The organism is Streptomyces marispadix (genome assembly GCF_022524345.1).
Classification (GTDB): Bacteria; Actinomycetota; Actinomycetes; order Streptomycetales; family Streptomycetaceae; genus Streptomyces; species Streptomyces marispadix.
In genome coordinates this window covers 4,477,612-4,493,528 of sequence record NZ_JAKWJU010000002.1, presented here as the reverse complement: position 1 = coordinate 4,493,528, position 15,917 = coordinate 4,477,612, and the positions used below count along the sequence as shown (strand labels likewise).

General features: G+C 68.9%; 10 protein-coding genes. 4 read left to right on the top strand and 6 right to left on the bottom strand.

Annotated features, from left to right (window positions below; genetic code table 11):
• Positions 1 to 209 precede the first annotated feature (209 nt).
• Positions 210 to 2,468 (top strand): S9 family peptidase, encoded by a 2,259-nt coding sequence (locus MMA15_RS18895; protein ID WP_241061314.1) that lies wholly within the window; start codon positions 210 to 212, stop codon positions 2,466 to 2,468.
• 145 nt (positions 2,469 to 2,613) lie between these two features.
• Here the strand turns inward: MMA15_RS18895 and MMA15_RS18890 are convergent, their stop codons facing one another.
• The 5 genes from MMA15_RS18890 to MMA15_RS18870 all read right to left on the bottom strand — a co-directional run bounded on the left by MMA15_RS18890 (position 2,614) and on the right by MMA15_RS18870 (position 8,877).
• Positions 2,614 to 3,735 carry an ABC transporter ATP-binding protein gene (locus MMA15_RS18890; RefSeq protein ID WP_241061312.1) on the bottom strand — a complete coding sequence of 374 codons (1,122 nt, stop codon included), beginning with the start codon at positions 3,733 to 3,735 and terminating at the stop codon, positions 2,614 to 2,616.
• A gap of 14 nt (positions 3,736 to 3,749) precedes the next feature.
• Positions 3,750 to 4,823: an ABC transporter ATP-binding protein gene (locus MMA15_RS18885; protein ID WP_241061310.1), complete on the bottom strand. Its 1,074-nt coding sequence runs from the start codon at positions 4,821 to 4,823 to the stop codon at positions 3,750 to 3,752.
• 10 nt (positions 4,824 to 4,833) lie between these two features.
• Complete coding sequence (locus MMA15_RS18880) at positions 4,834 to 5,811, bottom strand: ABC transporter permease (RefSeq protein WP_241061308.1); 978 nt, start codon at positions 5,809 to 5,811, stop codon at positions 4,834 to 4,836.
• A 140-nt stretch (positions 5,812 to 5,951) separates the two neighbouring features.
• Positions 5,952 to 7,745 (bottom strand): ABC transporter substrate-binding protein, encoded by a 1,794-nt coding sequence (locus MMA15_RS18875; RefSeq protein ID WP_241061306.1) that lies wholly within the window; start codon positions 7,743 to 7,745, stop codon positions 5,952 to 5,954.
• A gap of 85 nt (positions 7,746 to 7,830) precedes the next feature.
• Positions 7,831 to 8,877: an ABC transporter permease gene (locus MMA15_RS18870; protein ID WP_241061304.1), complete on the bottom strand. Its 1,047-nt coding sequence runs from the start codon at positions 8,875 to 8,877 to the stop codon at positions 7,831 to 7,833.
• Positions 8,878 to 9,518: 641 nt separating this feature from the next.
• On the opposite strand from MMA15_RS18870, the gene MMA15_RS18865 reads away from it, so the two are divergent.
• Entirely contained in the window at positions 9,519 to 10,637 is a 1,119-nt protein-coding gene (locus MMA15_RS18865) for a hypothetical protein (RefSeq protein WP_241061302.1), read from the top strand.
• A 250-nt stretch (positions 10,638 to 10,887) separates the two neighbouring features.
• On the opposite strand, the gene MMA15_RS18860 is transcribed toward MMA15_RS18865, so the two are convergent.
• Positions 10,888 to 11,889 carry a GAF domain-containing protein gene (locus MMA15_RS18860; protein WP_241061300.1) on the bottom strand — a complete coding sequence of 334 codons (1,002 nt, stop codon included), beginning with the start codon at positions 11,887 to 11,889 and terminating at the stop codon, positions 10,888 to 10,890.
• Positions 11,890 to 12,314: 425 nt separating this feature from the next.
• Between MMA15_RS18860 and MMA15_RS18855 the strand changes: the two genes are divergently transcribed.
• Together MMA15_RS18855 and MMA15_RS18850 are read left to right on the top strand one after the other, a co-directional pair.
• On the top strand, positions 12,315 to 14,327 hold the full coding sequence (locus MMA15_RS18855; RefSeq protein ID WP_241061298.1) for a beta-ketoacyl synthase N-terminal-like domain-containing protein: 2,013 nt from the start codon (positions 12,315 to 12,317) through the stop codon (positions 14,325 to 14,327).
• Positions 14,324 to 15,892: an amino acid adenylation domain-containing protein gene (locus MMA15_RS18850; protein WP_241061296.1), complete on the top strand. Its 1,569-nt coding sequence runs from the start codon at positions 14,324 to 14,326 to the stop codon at positions 15,890 to 15,892. The genes MMA15_RS18855 and MMA15_RS18850 overlap by 4 nt, the downstream gene beginning before the upstream one ends.
• Positions 15,893 to 15,917: the final 25 nt, after the last annotated feature.

Here is a 15,917-nt window from a genome sequence, read left to right as displayed (position 1 = left end):
TCCAAGTACGCGCGGTCGGGCGACGGAATCCGGACAGCATGAGCCCATGACACGAGCGGGCCCCCGGCTTCATACCCGGCTCCCGCGTCGCGCAATGGATCATAACTATCCGTCAGATGGCATTGGCCGGGTGCACGGGTGCAGAGGAGGGGCGCATATTCGAATCCGGCCACCCCGGCTCGCGCCCGCCAGGCTCTACGCTCTGGCCCATGGCCACTACCTTTCCCCGTCAGTACGCCCGCACCCAGCGCTTCACCCTGGGCGCCCCACGCGCGTTCACCGTCGCTCCCGACGGCTCCCGCGTCGTCTTCCTCCGCTCCCGCAAGGGCACTGACCGGGCGAATCTCCTGTGGGTACGCGAGCCCTCCACCGGGCACGAGTACGTCGCCGCCGATCCCGCGAGCCTCCTCGGCGGCGCGGCCGAGGAGCTGTCCGCGGAAGAGCGCGCGAGGCGGGAACGCAGCCGCGAGGGTTCGGCCGGAATCGTCGGATATGCCACTGACATCGCGGTCGCACAGGCCGTGTTCGCCCTGTCGGGGCGTCTTTTCGCAGCCGGCCTGACGCCCGGCGGCGAGTGCCGCGAGCTGCGCGTTCCCACGCCCGTCGTGGACCCGCGCCTCTCCCCGGACGGCACACACATCGCCTATGTGTCGGGCGGCGCCCTCCGTGTCGTACGTACGGACGGCACCGGCGACCGTGCGGTGGCCGTCCCCGAGAACGACCGGATCACCTACGGTCTGGCCGAATTCATCGCCGCCGAGGAAATGGACCGCGGGCGCGGCTTCTGGTGGGCGCCGGACAGCCGGCGGCTGCTGGTCGCACGCGCCGACGACTCCCCCGTGACGCGCTGGTGGATCGCCGACCCGGCGCATCCGGACCGGGAGCCGTCCGAGGTCGCCTATCCGGCGGCGGGAACGCCCAACGCCGACGTCACGCTCCATCTGCTCGGTCCGCTGGACACGCAGGGCGACGGCGGCGCGGAGCGACTGGAGGTCCGATGGGACCGCGAGCGCTTCCCGTATCTCGCACGCGTCCACTGGTCGGCGGGCGGCCCGCCGCTGCTGCTCGTACAGGCGCGGGACCAGCGCACGCAGCTCCACCTCGGCGTGGACACCGGCACGGGCGCCACCAGCACGCTCCACGGCGAACAGGACCCGGACTGGCTGGAGTTGTTCGCCGGAGTGCCCGCATGGACGCATGACGGGCGGCTGGTGCGGATCGACGACTCGTCCGGGGCGCGGGTGCTGACGGTGGACGGCAGCGCCTTCACCGACGATTCGTCACATGTACGTGCGGTACTCGACGTCGGGGAGGACGGTGTGCTCTTCTCCGCCTCCGCGGGGGCGGGCGGCGAGCACGGCCAGGGAGAGCCCGCCGAGGGCGGGAGCGCTCAAGTCGGCGACGTCGGCGTCTACTTCGCGCGCTTCGCAGGCGACGGCTCCTGCGCGGGCGTGGAGCGCCTGACGGACCCGGACGGCGGCGAAGAGCCCGGCGCGGGAGCCGCCGGGCAGCCTCACGTGGCGTCCGCGGTGCGCGGCGGCGACACCCTCGTGCTGGTCACCGCGTCGCTGTCGCGGCCCGGTTCGCGTGCCGCCGTGCTGCGCGTTGGCGGCCAGGACGGCCAGGACGGTGCGCTGCCGCTGAAGCCCCTGGACGCCGTACCGTCGCACGCCGAGACGCCGCTGCTGTCGACGTCGCCACGGCTGCTGCGCACCGGGGAGCGGCGCATCCCGGCGGGCCTGGTGCTGCCCACCGGCTATCGCGAGGGCGACGGCCCGCTGCCCGTACTCATGGACCCCTACGGCGGTCCGCACGGACAGCGCGTCGTCGCGGCGCACAACGCCTGGCTGACCTCGCAGTGGTTCGCCGACCAGGGGTTCGCGGTGATCGTGGCCGACGGCCGTGGCACGCCGGGTCGTTCGCCCGCGTGGGAGAAGGCGGTCTCCCGGCAGATCGCCGACGTCACGCTCGACGACCAGGTCGAGGCGCTGCTCTCGCTCGCCGAGGACCATCCGCTGGATCTGACGCGGGTGGGCATCCGCGGCTGGTCGTACGGCGGTTACCTCGCGGCGCTGGCCGTGCTGCGCCGCCCGGACGTCTTCCACTCGGCGGTCGCGGGCGCCCCCGTCACCGACTGGCGGCTGTACGACACGCACTACACGGAGCGCTACTGCGGCACGCCCGAAGAGGACCCGGAGGTGTACGCGCGCTCGTCCGTGGTCACCGACGAGGGCCTGTCCGGGGCGGATCACCGGCACCGTCCGCTGATGCTGATCCACGGGCTCGCCGACGACAACGTGGCCGCCGCGCACACGCTGCGGCTCTCCTCGGCGCTGCTCGCGGCCGGACGTCCGCACGAGATGCTGCCGCTGTCCGGCGTCACGCACATGACGCCGCAGGAGCAGATCGCGGAGAATCTGCTCCTGCTTCAAGTGGCGTTCTTCAAGCGGACGTTGGGCGTGGCCTGAGCCGGACCTGCCCGCGCACGGCGTGCCGCACGGCACGCGCACCGCACGTACCGCCGGACACACGCGTGGGCGCCGCCGCGAACCGATCGCGGCGGCGCCCACGTGAGCCTTGCGTCAGCGGCCTCTCAGGACCGGGCCGGCCCTCTCAGGCCCCGGCCCCGCCGGACTCCATCGCCTTCAGCGCCGAGTCGAGTACGACGTCCTGCTCGCGTGCGGTCGTCGACCCCTCCTCCGGGAAGTGGCACGCGGTCAGATGCCCCGCGGCGTTCCCCGTGATCTGGACGAGCGGCGGCTCCTCCGTGGCGCACTTGTCCTGCGCCTTCCAGCAGCGCGTACGGAAACGGCACCCGGAGGGCGGGTTGATAGGCGAGGGCACGTCGCCCGCGAGGCGGATGCGCTCGCGCTGGTCTTCCTCGCCCTCGTCCAGCTTCGCCTCCGGCACCGCCGACAGCAGCGCGTGCGTGTACGGGTGGCGGGGGCGCTGGTAGATCGACTCACGGTCGCCGACCTCGACGATCTTCCCCAGGTACATCACGGCGAGGCGCTGCGAGAAGTGCCGCACGATCGCCAGGTCGTGCGCGATGAAGACGAACGCGATGCCCAGGTCGCGCTGCACCTGCTGGAGCAGGTTGACGACCTGCGCCTGGATGGAGACGTCCAGGGCGGAGACCGGCTCGTCCGCCACGATCAGCTTGGGCTCCAGCGCGAGCGCCCGTGCGACGCCGATGCGCTGCCGCTGGCCGCCGGAGAACTCGTGCGGGAAGCGGTTGTAGTGCTCCGGGTTGAGGCCGACGGTCTCCAGCATCTCCCGGATGCGCTTCTCCCGGCCGCCGGGCGGGTTGATCCCGTTGACCTCCATCGGGTTGCCGATGATGGAGCCGACCGTCTGCCGGGGGTTCAGCGACGAGTACGGGTCCTGGAAGATCATCTGGATCTCGGAGCGTACGGGCGCCAGTTGCTTGCGGCTGGCGTGGGAGATGTCACGGCCGCGGTAGGAGATCGTGCCGCGTGTGGGCTCCAGCAGCCGCGTCAGCAGCCGCCCCGTAGTGGACTTGCCGCAGCCGGACTCGCCGACGAGGCCGAAGCTCTCGCCCGGCATCACCGTCATGTCGATCCCGTCGACTGCCTGGACCGCGCCCACCTGCCGCTTGAACGGGAAACCGCCCATGATCGGGAAGTGCTTGGTCAGGCCGTTCACCGTCAGCAGCGGCTCGCCCGAGGCCGGCACATCGTCCTGCGGCTTGGTCAGGGTGAGTTCTTCGCTCATTGCTGTGATTCTCCCTAGCCCAGCCGGGGTTTGATCTGCTCGATGAAGAAGGTCTTCTTCTGCTCGGCCGTCAGATGGCAGGCGGCGCCACGCCCGGCCGGCAGCACGGGCCGGTCGGCGGAGCAGGACTTGTCGCCGGCCACCTCGTCCACGTAGTTGCACCGCGGGTGGAACGGGCAGCCAGGAGGCGGCGCGAGCAGGCTCGGGGGTGTGCCCTTGATCGGGACCAGCTCTTCGTTGACGTCGCTGGAGAGGCGCGGCATGGAACTCAACAGTCCCCAGGTGTAGGGGTGCCGGGGCGCGCGCAGCACTTCGGCGACGCTTCCGCGCTCGACGGCACGGCCGCCGTACATCACGAGGATGTCGTCCGCGACGTTGGCGATCACACCCAGGTCGTGGGTGATGAAGATGATCGCCGAACCGAACTCCTGCTGAAGGTCCTTGAGCAGGTCGAGGATCTGCGCCTGTACGGTCACGTCGAGCGCGGTCGTCGGCTCGTCCGCGATCAGCAGGTCGGGGTTGCACACCAGCGCCATCGCGATCATGGCGCGCTGCCGCATGCCGCCGCTGAACTGGTGCGGGTAGTCGTCCACGCGCAGCTTGGCGTTGGGGATGCCGACCTTGTCGAGCATCTCGACCGCCCGCAGATGCGCCTCGCGCTTGGATGCGCCCATGTGCTTGCGGTACGGCTCGGCGATCTGGCGGCCCACGGTGTAGTACGGCGAGAGCGCCGTCAGCGGGTCCTGGAAGATCATGGCCATCTTGTTGCCGCGCAGCGATTCGAGGGTCTTCTCGCGTGCGCCGGTCAACTCCTGGCCGTCCAGCAGGATTTCACCGGAGACGGCGGTCTTCTTCGGGTTGTGCAGCCCGAGGATCGACAGGTTCGTCACCGACTTGCCGGAGCCGGACTCGCCGACGATGCCGAGGGTGCTGCCGCGCTCCAGGTCGAAGGAGAGCCCGTCGACGGCCTTGACGGTGCCGCCCTCGGTGTCGAAGTGCACGTACAGGTCTCGTACGGAGAGGAACGCGCCGGAGGCGCCCGCGTCGCGCGGTGCCGGGACGTCCGCTTCCTGGGTCAGGGTGGTCACAGCGGTACTCCTAGGCCAGCCGCACGCGCGGGTCGATGAATGCGTATGCGGCGTCCACGATGACGTTGAAGAGGATGATGAAGGTCGCGGAGAAGAGCATCACGCCCATCACCATGGGCAGGTCGGTGTTCTCCACGGACTCGACAGCCAGCTTCCCGAGGCCCGGGAGCGAGAACGTCCACTCGGTGATCATCGCGCCGCCGAGCAGCGACCCGAGGTCGACGCCGAAGATCGTCACGATGGGGATGAGCGAGCCGCGCCAGGCGTAGCGGAAGAAGACGAACTTCCCCGACATGCCCTTCGCCCTCGCCGTGCGGACGTGGTCCTCCGCTAGCTGCTCGATCATCGAAGAGCGGGCGAGACGCGTGTAGTTGGCCGTGAAGATGATCTGGATCACCATCCACGGGATGAGCAGGCCCATGAACCAGCCGGCCGGGTCCTCCGTCAGCGGCACGTACGCGGGCTGGTCCAGGAGGCCGAGGTTGAACACCAGCAGTGCCATGACCAGGGGGCCCACGAAGTAGATCTGCATCGAGCTGAGCACCAGCGAGGCGGTGCTGAAGACCTTGTCGGCGAGGGTGCCGCGCTTCCAGGCCGCGATCATGCCGGCGCCGAGACCGATGATCAGGAAGACGACCGCGCCTCCCACGGTCAGCGACACGGTCGTCGGGAAGCGGTCGAGGATGGTGTTCCAGACCGGGTCCGAGTTGGCGAACGAGTAGCCGAAGCACGGTGCGGGGCAGGCCCCTTGGGCGAAGTCACGGCCCGCGACGATGCCGATCATGAAGTGCCAGTACTGCATCGGGATGGGCTCGTCGATGCCCATGTTCTTGCGGATGACTTCCAGCGCGTCCGGCGTGCAGTTCTTGCCACAGGCCAGCATCGCCGGATCTCGCGGTACGGCGTAGAAGAGGAAGAAGGTGACCGCGCTGATGATCAGCAGGATCACCATCGCGCCGAGGGTCCGGCGGACGAGGAAACGAAGCATGACGGAACGCAGCTCTCGTGGGCAGCGGATTCAGGGGTGGGGGAACGGCCCGTGGCGCCCGCCCCCGGGGAAGACCCCCGAGAGGGCCCCCAGGAGGGCGGGCACCACGGCCGGCGCGAGCAACCGCGCCGTGTGCGCTGTTACTTCTTGATGTACAGCTGGGTCGGGTCGATGCTGCTGAGGACGTCGTTCATCACGGCGCCGCCGACCTTCGATCCGTAGAGCTGGATCTGCTTGTAGTACATGAGCGGCACGTCAGGCAGGTCCTCCTTGAGGATCTTGTCTGCGAGCTTGGCCCATTCCTTCGCGGCCTTGTCGGCGTTCGCGATCCTGGAGATGCGGTCCATCTCCTTGTTCATCTTCGGGTTGTTGTAGTGCGAGTAGTTCGACGCACCGTCCTGCACCTGACGACCGTCCAGCGTGGGCGGAACAACCGTGCCGGCGCTCGGCCAGTCGGCACCCCAGGAGGAGTGGTACATGTCGTACTTGTTCTTGACCTTGCCGATCTGGTCGTAGTAGGTGTCCGTCACGATGTCCTTGAGCTGGACGTCGAATCCGGCCTTGGTGAGGTTGTCCTTCGCCGCGATGGAGAAGTCCGACCACTCCGGGGAGTTCTGGAAGGCGAAGGTCAGCTTCATGCCGTCCTTGCCGGCTTCCTTCAGGATCCGCTTGGCCTTCTTCACGTCGCCCTGCGGGTTCTTGACCTTGCCGTACGGGTCCGACTCGCTGTGGCCGGCGACCGTCGGGCTGAGGTAGTTGCCCGCCAGCTCACCGCCGCCGGAGCCGCCGAACGCCTGGAGCAGGGACTGCGCGGGAAGCGCGTAGGCGATGGCCTCGCGGACCCGCTTGTCCTTCAGGCGGTCCATGTTCAGCGAGATCTTGCCGACGTAGGGCTGGTAGCCGGACAGGGAGCGCTTCTTGACCTTCGGGTCGGAGCGCACCGACTGCATGCTGGAGGCGTCGACCTGGTTGTTGTAGCTGACCGCGGTCTGGTTCTCGGCGCTGTCGGAGACGAGGCGCTTCGTCGAGGCCTCGAAGGAGACACCGAACTGGATGTTGTGCGCGTCCGGGTACTGGTGGCGCACCGAGTCCGTGTTCGGGTCCCATTCCTTGTTCCGGACGAGCTTCATGCTCTTGCCGGACTTGAAGGAGGCGATCTTGTACGGGCCGGAGGAGACCGGCTTCTTGTCGTACTTCTCCTTCGTGTCGCCCTTCTTCTGGACCGCGGCGTAACCCACCATGCCCAGCGCGTAGGGCAGGTCGGGCTGCGGGTCCTTGAAGTGGAAGACGATGGTCTTGTCGTCCGGGGTCTCCAGGGTCTTGTCGGGCAGGTGGTCGCCCTTGAAGGGACCGTCGGGGAGCAGCTTGCGGTAGCCGGTGCCGCTCTTGCCCGCCAGCCACTGCTGGATGAAGACCGGGCCCTCGGAGATGAACGGCGCGAACTGCCGCTCGAAGGTGTGGCGTATGTCCTTCGACGTGATCGGGGAGCCGTCCTCCCACTTCACGCCGTCCTTCAGCGTGTACTTCCAGGACCTCTTGTCCTTAGAGGGCGTACCGCTGTCGGTGGCCAGGTCGCCGACGACGGTGTACTTGCCGGCGCTGTCACGCTTGTAAGTGGTCAGACGACGGTGGATGAGCTGGGACATGGTGCCCTCGTCGCTCACGTACATCTGCGCGGGGTCGAGGTGGGCGTAGCTGTCCCGCTGGTAGACGGTGAGGTCGCCGCCCTTCTGGGCGCCCTTGATCGGCTCGGCCGGGCCCTTCGAGGCCGCGGCGTCACCGAAGTCGTATCGGACCTGCTGCTTCGCGGCGTCGTCCTTGCTCACGCCCCCGGCGTCGCCTCCGCCGCCGCTGCTGCATCCCGTAAGGATGAGAGCGCCCGCGGCGAGCCCCACGACGGAGACGCGCGCCGTACGCATCCTGAATGTGCTCATGGTGTGGTAGCACCTGCCTGTCGGTTGTCCGTTGCTGCCTGACTCATACGGTGCTGGGGTGGCAGCACCCCCCGCCGCTCGGTCTTCAACGTCCCGATTTCGGGTCGAAGGCGTCCCTGACCGAGTCCCCGAGCAGGTTGAACGCGACGATGAAGACCACCATCGCGACGCCGGGGAAGATCATGTATGTGATGTCGCTCTGGTACACCTCGGCACCCGTGGCGAACATCCGGCCCCAGTCCGGGACCGAGTCCGGCATGCCGACTCCGAGGAAGGAGAGGCCGGCGACGCCGGTCACGAAGTTCGGGAGCATGTAGGTGGCCTGGACGAGGATCGGCGTGACCACGTTCGGGAGCAGCTCCTTGCGGATGATCCGCCAGGGCGGAGTGCCCGCGACCTTCGCCGCCTCGATGAACTCCCGCTCGCGCAGGGTCAGTACCTGTCCCCGCAGCAGCCGGGCGAGCGTCATCCAGCCCAGCAGCCACATGACGAAGATCAGCACGGAGGCACGGAGCCAGATCGGCATCTCGTCCTGCGGGCTGACCATGAGGGCCGCGATCACCGGTGTGAACGCGACGAAGAAGAGCTGGTTCGGGAACGACATCATCAGGTCGGTGAGACGGCCCAGGAAGTAGTCCGTCTTGCCGCCCATGTAGCCGCCCGCGACGCCGATCACGATGGCGAGGCCCACCGAGAGGATCGTGATGACGATCGCCAGGGAGAGCGAGGTGCGCATCCCGTAGACGAGCTGGGTGAGCACGTCCCGCCCGAGGCCCGGTTCGAGACCGAACCAGAACTCGCTGTCGATGCCGCCGTTGGGCTTGATCGGGTAGGCGTTGTCGTTGAGCAGCCCCGGCCGTTCCTGCCCGTAACGGGTCCACGGATTCTTGCCGTAGAGCCAGGAGATAACGGGGGCCAGCGCCGCGATCGCGAAGACCGCGAGGACGACGATGGCCGATATGACGCCCGTACGGTCGCGCTTGAAGCGCATCCACATGAGCTGGCCGGGAGAGCGGCCCACGAGCTGGTCTTTCACGGCCTCTTGGCCGCCTGCCGGCTCGGTGGTCAGGCCGGCGCCGTCGGGCTCTGGGGTCTCTGCCCCGGCGATCGCGGCCTGGGATGGACTTGTCATCGTGTCTGCGCCCCCGCGCTCGTCAATCTATGCGGATAGATCCATGCGTTGGCACGCGGACAGTCCGTGCCATGGGTTGAGGAGACTTTGCAAGTCAATAACTGCTCAGTCAAGGGGTACCGGCTTCAGCATGTGGACCCCCGGCGCATCTTGAGCGAAGGTTTTGCAGATTGAGGTCACAGCGTGCTTGACGGCCTCGCCGCCTATGAGACATGTCGTCATATGGGTTCCTGAAGACGGTTAACACGACCGCAACTCAGCCGACTCCGCTCCGATATACGAACCTCGGACTCTGAACTTCGTACGGCCTTGCGGGGGCCGTAGGGCCGGGCCGCGGCGGTGCGTGCCGCGGCGGCCCGGCCCGCCACGCGGGGTGTCGCCCCCGGCGGTCCTCCCCGATTCCTCCCCCGGGTTGCTCCCGCCCGAAGGGGCCTGTCCGCAGCCGCCGTGAACCGCCATGAAACGCCACAGTAGGCTTGCCCGACGCTACGACGCCGCCGTCCTGACCGAACGAGCGGCGATCGGGTAACCGCACCGCCGGGGGGCGTCAATGAGCCAGGGCAGGATGCTGAGACCCGGCGCGCGTACCGCCGCGCGCCGTACTGCTGGCCGCGCTCGCGCTGCTCGATCTCGCCTGGATCGTGCGCGACTTCGAGAAGGCCACCGCCGTCACGGACGCGTGGTGGATGTGGTCCGGGCTGATCTTCCGCGCACAGGACGGCATATGGGCCAGCTCCTTCGTGGAGCCCACGCTGCTCGTCCTCTATACGGTCAGTGCCGTCACGGCGTCCGTCTCGTCGGCGGCGAGCGGCGTCCTCGCCTCCACGGGCGTGGTGACGATCCTCCTGCGGGTCCCCACCCTGTGGAATCTGAACGCGAGTTGGGTCAAGGGCGGCGTCTCCGACGCGCTGCGCAACCAGGTGCTCACCAGCGTGATCGCGATGCTGGTGGCGGGCGTCGCCCTGGTCGTACTGGCGGCCGCGGGGCGGAGGCGCGTGCCGTCGTACGCCGGGGAGGGGGACGACCGGGGCGGAGACCAGAGCGAGGGTCAGGACCAGGGCGGGGGTCAGGACCAGGGCGGCCATGGCGTTGATCAGGACCAGGGCCAGGCCCAACGCGGGGACGACGCGGGCGAGTTCGCGAACGCGCTCACGGACGGGAGCACGCGCGCCCGGGGCACCACCACCGGCGGCGATCCGGGCACCGCCACCCGTGACGAGCCGCCCGCGCGCCCCACACGGAACGGAGCCGTGGCCGCCTGCGTGATGCTCTTCGCCGTCACCGCGTCGCTGGTCTCCTGGGAGATCCACTCGCTCGCCCAGCAGGGCTGGGAGCTGTATTCGCACCACTTCACCGGCGACAGGGCCCTGGCCACGCTGCTCGCCGTGCCGGACAGCTGGTACGGCTGTGCGCTCGCCCTGGTCTCCCTGTGCGCGGCGTTCGCCGCCCTCGGCCGTACCACGTACTCACGGCCGCTGGGCATGACGGTGTGCGGGCCGCTGCTCGGGCTGGGTCTCTTCCGTCTCTCCTTCGCCGCCAAGGCCGGTCTGCTCGGCGGCTTCGCCGGACTCTCCACGCGCGATCAACTCTGGCTCTCCACGGCCGTGTTCGAGATCCTCGTCGCGATGGGCGTGCTGCTGGCACTGGCCGGTCGCGATACGGGCACCACCCCTGCCGCGGCTACGGGCACCACGGCAGCTACGGCCGCCGCTGCGGAAGCCGTGGAACACACCCCGGAAGACGGCTCGACGACGCCCTGACGTACGGCCATACGCCCGTACGCCCGTACATCCATACGTCCGTAGGCATACAGCCCCACGCGCGCCGGGAAGCGGAAGCGGCCGTGCGCTGAAGGGGCCGTGCGCGGAAGGGGCAGTGCGCATAAGGGAGGCGGAGGGGACCGTGCCGGTGCCGGTGACCGGCCGGTTCCGTCTCAAATCCCTCTCACCAGCCCCCTCTTGCGCCTTCCCCGCCAGGGGGCGGCGGGCGCTCCCCGAATCCGCCGCGTCCTCAATTCTCCGAAGGCTGCGCCGGGTTGGCGAAACGCGACACCAAGTCCTGTGCCATCTTCTGCTGTTCGCTTCCCTGCACCGACTCGGCGGTCCTGATCGCCGTCGTAAGTACGGAATTGACGGGCGCCTCGGGACGCAGCCGTACCGGAGTGCAGGTGATGTCGAAACGCTGGGCGAGATCGGTGCCGTGCAGCGGCAGCGTCACGCTCCGCAACTCGGTGACCTGGCCTTCCTGGAGGACCCAGTCCATCGAGTCGAAGATCCCCGCCTCCTTCAGGGAGGGGTAGGCCTCACGCCCGGGAGTGAGCAGGTCGGCCCGCCCGAAAGCGGTCCCCTGCCGGGTGTTGGCGAAACGCAGCAGATGCTCGGGACCCTGAGTGAGCATCATCGGGAACGGCGCACGGTCGAACACGGCGAGCAGTTCGTCCTGTTGGGCGAGAACGCTGTCTCGAAGCTGGAATTCCGGCTTCAACGTCTCGGCCAGGAACTGCATTTCCGACTTCTGCTTCTCCGTCCAGCGGTGCGGCCGTACGTCGGCGACCGTCACGGTGCCGATGATGAGGCCGGTGTTGTCCTGGAGCGGCGTACCGAGGTACGCGCGCACGTTCAGCGCCTCCACCACCGGGTTGTTGCGGTAGTGACGGCTCGCCAGAACGTCCTCGATCGCCAACTGGGCCTTCTGGCGCACCACATGGGGGCAGAAGCCGATGTCGATGGGCGCGTCCCGCGAGTCCGGTGCCGGAGGCAGATCGCCGATCCCGAAGGGCACACCCGCGCGATCGCCCTTCTGCTCGGAGGTCGGGAAGCACAGACCGCGGAACATCTGCTGGCCGCCGATGAAGTTGACCATGGCGATGGGAGCATCGGCGAGACTGCTCGCCAGAGTGGCTATGCGGTCGAACTTCTCTTCAGGCTCAGGGGAGTTGAGGCCGAGGCGCTGGAGCCGGCGCTCGCGCTGCTCATCCGCGAGCCGCGCGTCCTTGGAGGCAGTGGAGTCCATGGCCGCACATGAAACCAGAGATGGCGCGTACTGTCCTGGCGCGCTTCCCGGGACTTGAGGCAGCACCGCGCGCACGCGCGGCCATGAGCGGGGACGGGACGGCGATGAGCAGGCGCGGCGCACCGGCGGACCGTTCACCCAGCGAAAGCTTCCCGCCAATCTTCAATTCCGGCCACGCTCTGCATGCGAAAACAGTGAGCACAGGTGGCCAAGAAACGGTGAAGAAAAAAAGCCATGTTCCAGGCATATGCCCCTCAAAAGGCTGTCCCCGATGCCGTTACTGCGCCTTACCGCCCAGTACGTCACTGGGCGAGATGTCCCGAACGCATCAAGTTAGAGCCACGGTGGAATGCTGATGAGCGGGTGGCAGCATCATCATCGCGCGTCACGAAGGCAATGGAGGGGCGGTAGTGAGGCGAGAAGCGATGGGCAACGAAACCCGGTCGGTGGCTGTCATCGGCATGGCCTGCAAGTTCCCCGGCGCCGCGGATCCCGACCAACTGTGGGAAATCCTGCGAAACGGTCACGACGCCACAAGCGAGACGCCGTCAGAGCGGTACGACGTCGACGCGATGTACTCCGCACACCCCGAGCCGGGCACGGTGATCAGCCGCCGTGCGGGCTATCTGGACGCGATCGCCGAGTTCGACGCCGGATTCTTCGGCATGTCACCGGGGGAGGCCGCGGACATCGATCCCCAGCAGCGGCTTCTGCTGATGACCGCCTGGGAGGCGCTGGAGGACGCGGGCCAGATTCCGGAGGAACTGGCGGGGGGCCGTACCGGCGTCTACGTGGGCAACACCCGCGGCGACTTCCTTGAACGCCAGTTCCGCCAGGGGCTGGAGACCGTCACGGCGTCACAGCTCAACAACTTCAGGGCACTTCTGGCCGCGCGGCTGTCGTACCAGCTCGATCTTCGCGGGCCGAGCGTGCTGATAGACACGGCCTGTTCGTCCTCGCTGGCGGCGGTGCACGCGGCCGTCCAGAGCATCCGCGCACAGGAGGTCCCGCTCGCCGTGGTGGCGGGTGTGAACATCGCGCTGCGCCCCGACGAGGCCGTCATGATGACGCAGGCCGGGACGCTCGCGCACGACGGACGCAGCAAGTTCGCCGACGCGGGCGCCGACGGTTTCGCGCCGAGCGACGGGGTGGGGGTCGTCGTGCTCAAACCGCTCGCCGCCGCGCGGGCCGACGGCGACCGAATACGAGCCGTCATCCAGGGAAGCGCGGTCAACAACAACGGCCACAGCGGCGATTCGCTGCTCGCGCCGTCCGTCGAGGGTCAGACGGCAGTGCTCAGGTGGGCGTACGAGGACGCCGAAGTCGCCCCGTCCGAGGTGGACTTCGTCGAGGCGCACGGCTCCGGCGCGCCCACGCTCGACCAGGCGGAGCTGGCCGCGCTGGGAACGGTCGTGGGCGAGGGCAGGCCGGCCGACCGTCCCTGCTATGTCGGCTCGATCAAGACCAACATCGGCTACGCGGAGGGCGCCGGAAGCATCGCCGGGCTGATCAAGACCGTGCTGTGCCTGGAGCACCGCCGCATCCCGCCCAACCTGCACCTGTCGAGCCCGACGCCGCTCATCCCCTGGGAAGAGGTGCCGCTCGAAGTGCCCACGGGGATGCGGGAGTTCCCCGACCGCGGACGGCCCGCGATCGCCGGGGTCACCGGTCAGGGCGCCTCGTGTCTCAACGCCCATGTGGTGCTGCGCGAGGGAGAACCGCTCTCCTCCCCCGGCGGCGCGGGCGCGTCCGCTGACGACGGCAGGGCGTATCTGCTGCCGCTGTCCGCCCGCAGCCCCGCGGCGCTCGAGGAGCTGGCGCTCGCCTACGTCCGCCATCTCTCCCCCGGCGGCAAGGGCGCGGCCTTCGCCCTGCGCGACATCTGCTACAGCGCGGCGACGCGCCGCCAGCACCACGAGCACCGTATGGCGGTCGTGGCGTCCTCGCACGCGGAGGCGGTCAGCGCGCTGCAAGAGCGGCTGCGCGGTCAAGTGCCCGCCGGCGCGGACGACTTGAGCGTCCCCCAGGAGCCGGACCCGACATGCGACCAGGACCAGGACCTGCCGTCCGTCGCCGCACGGTATGCCGCGGGACGCGACGTGGAGTGGAAGACGCTCTTCGGCGCGGACTGCGTCTTCGTGCCGCTGCCCGGCTATCCCTGGCAGACCCGGCGCTACTGGCCGGGCGAGGCCGCGGGCGACGAGGGCGGCGACGACCTGGCGGAGGCGCTGCTGGGCGAACACGCGCGTGCCGCGTCGGAGTACCGGGACAGCTCCCTGCTCTCGGAGATCGGCATCGACTCGCTGGCGCGGATCGAGATCATCGCGAAGCTGGCGCAGGAGCACAGCTTCGAGATCGATCCCGAGGCGCTGGCGTCGCTGCACACTGTGGGCCAACTGCGGATATTCCTCCGGCAGTTGGAGGCCCAGACCGTATGAGCGTTCATCATCGCAACCTCTACGGGCAGTTCGCCTCCGCAGCGTCACGGCACGATGGACACACCGCCCTGGAGGTCGGCGGGCACAAGCTGACCTACCGCCAACTCCTGGGTGCGGCCGACGCGTTGGCGGCGCGGCTGATCAGTTCGCACGCCGGTGCCGACGGCCGTGTCCCCCGTCGCATCGGCCTGCTCTCCAACCGCTCGATCGGCTCCTACGTGGGCTATCTCGCGGTGCTGCGGACCGGCGCCACCGTGGTGCCGCTCAACCCCGACTATCCGCCGGGCCGAAACGCGGCCATCGCCGAGGCCGCGGACCTCGGCCTCCTCATCACCGACCCTCATCCAGCGACCGGCGAACTGACCGTTCCCAAGCTGACGTTGAGCCCGGAGGAGGTCGCGGGGCTCGCCGCGGAGGCGGCCCCCGCGGACCTGCCCGAGTGCCCGGCCGCGCCGGACGACGTCGCGTACATCGTCTTCACCTCGGGTTCCACCGGTACGCCCAAGGGCGTGCCGGTGCTCCACCGCAGTGTCACGGCCTACGTCGACTACGTGAGCGGGCTCTACGACGTGGGCCCCGGGAGCCGCTGCTCCCAGACCTTCGATCTCTCCTTCGACGGCTCGGTCTACGACCTGTTCGTCACGTGGTATCGCGGCGGCACGCTGGTCGTGCCACAGCGCAGCCAGTTGCTGTCGCCCGTCTCGTTCGTCAACTCGGCGCGGATAACGCACTGGTGGTCGGTGCCTTCGCTGGTGTCCTTCGCGGACCGGCTCGGCACCCTGAAGCCGGGCAGCATGCCGACGCTGCGAAGAAGCCTCTTCGGCGGCGAGCCGCTGTCCCTCACCAGCGCGCGGCTGTGGCGGGCCGCCGCGCCGAACAGCACGATCGACAACCTGTACGGGCCGACCGAGCTGACCTGCACCTGCGTCGGCTACCGGCTCCCGGACGACACCGCCGACTGGCCCGAGTCGCCCAACGGCACGGTGCCGATCGGCAGTTGCTATCCGACGGTGGACCACCTCGTACTCGACGAGGACGGGGAGCCCGCCGAGGACGGCGAGTTGTGCCTGCGCGGGGTGCAGCGCTTCCCCGGCTATCTCGATCCCGCCGACAACGCCGGCCGCTTCCTGTGGACCGGCGACGACGGCACGGCAAGGCCACGGCCGGGCGACTCGGCGCCCACGGACGAGAGTTGGTACCGCACCGGCGACCGGGTCGTCCGCATCGACGGGCAGCTAGTGCACCTGGGACGTACGGACCACCAGGTGCACATCCGCGGCTACCGGATCGAACTCGGGGAGATCGAAGCGCTCCTCAGACGGCACCCGGGCGTGCGTGACGCGATCGTCATAGCCGTGACCGGCCGCAACGGCGAACAGGACCTGGAGGCGGCAGTCACCGCGAGCCACGACGACACCGAGAGCATGTACCGCACCCTCAGCGCCCGCCTGCCCTCGTACATGCTTCCGCGCCGCATCACGACCCTGGAGCAGCTACCGCTGAACCCCAACGGCAAGGTCGACAGAAAAGCCCTGGCGACCGCCCTGGAGGAGCACCGCTCCTGAAGGCCCGGGACGCATCCGAGCGCAC

Coding starts and splice junctions, on each gene's coding strand:
- MMA15_RS18895 (WP_241061314.1), top strand. CDS start 210: ATGGCCACTACCTTTCCCCGTCAGTACGCCCGCACCCAGCGCTTCACC.
- MMA15_RS18890 (WP_241061312.1), bottom strand. CDS start 3,735: ATGAGCGAAGAACTCACCCTGACCAAGCCGCAGGACGATGTGCCGGCC.
- MMA15_RS18880 (WP_241061308.1), bottom strand. CDS start 5,811: ATGCTTCGTTTCCTCGTCCGCCGGACCCTCGGCGCGATGGTGATCCTG.
- MMA15_RS18875 (WP_241061306.1), bottom strand. CDS start 7,745: ATGAGCACATTCAGGATGCGTACGGCGCGCGTCTCCGTCGTGGGGCTC.
- MMA15_RS18870 (WP_241061304.1), bottom strand. CDS start 8,877: ATGACAAGTCCATCCCAGGCCGCGATCGCCGGGGCAGAGACCCCAGAG.
- MMA15_RS18860 (WP_241061300.1), bottom strand. CDS start 11,889: ATGGACTCCACTGCCTCCAAGGACGCGCGGCTCGCGGATGAGCAGCGC.
- MMA15_RS18855 (WP_241061298.1), top strand. CDS start 12,315: ATGGGCAACGAAACCCGGTCGGTGGCTGTCATCGGCATGGCCTGCAAG.
- MMA15_RS18850 (WP_241061296.1), top strand. CDS start 14,324: ATGAGCGTTCATCATCGCAACCTCTACGGGCAGTTCGCCTCCGCAGCG.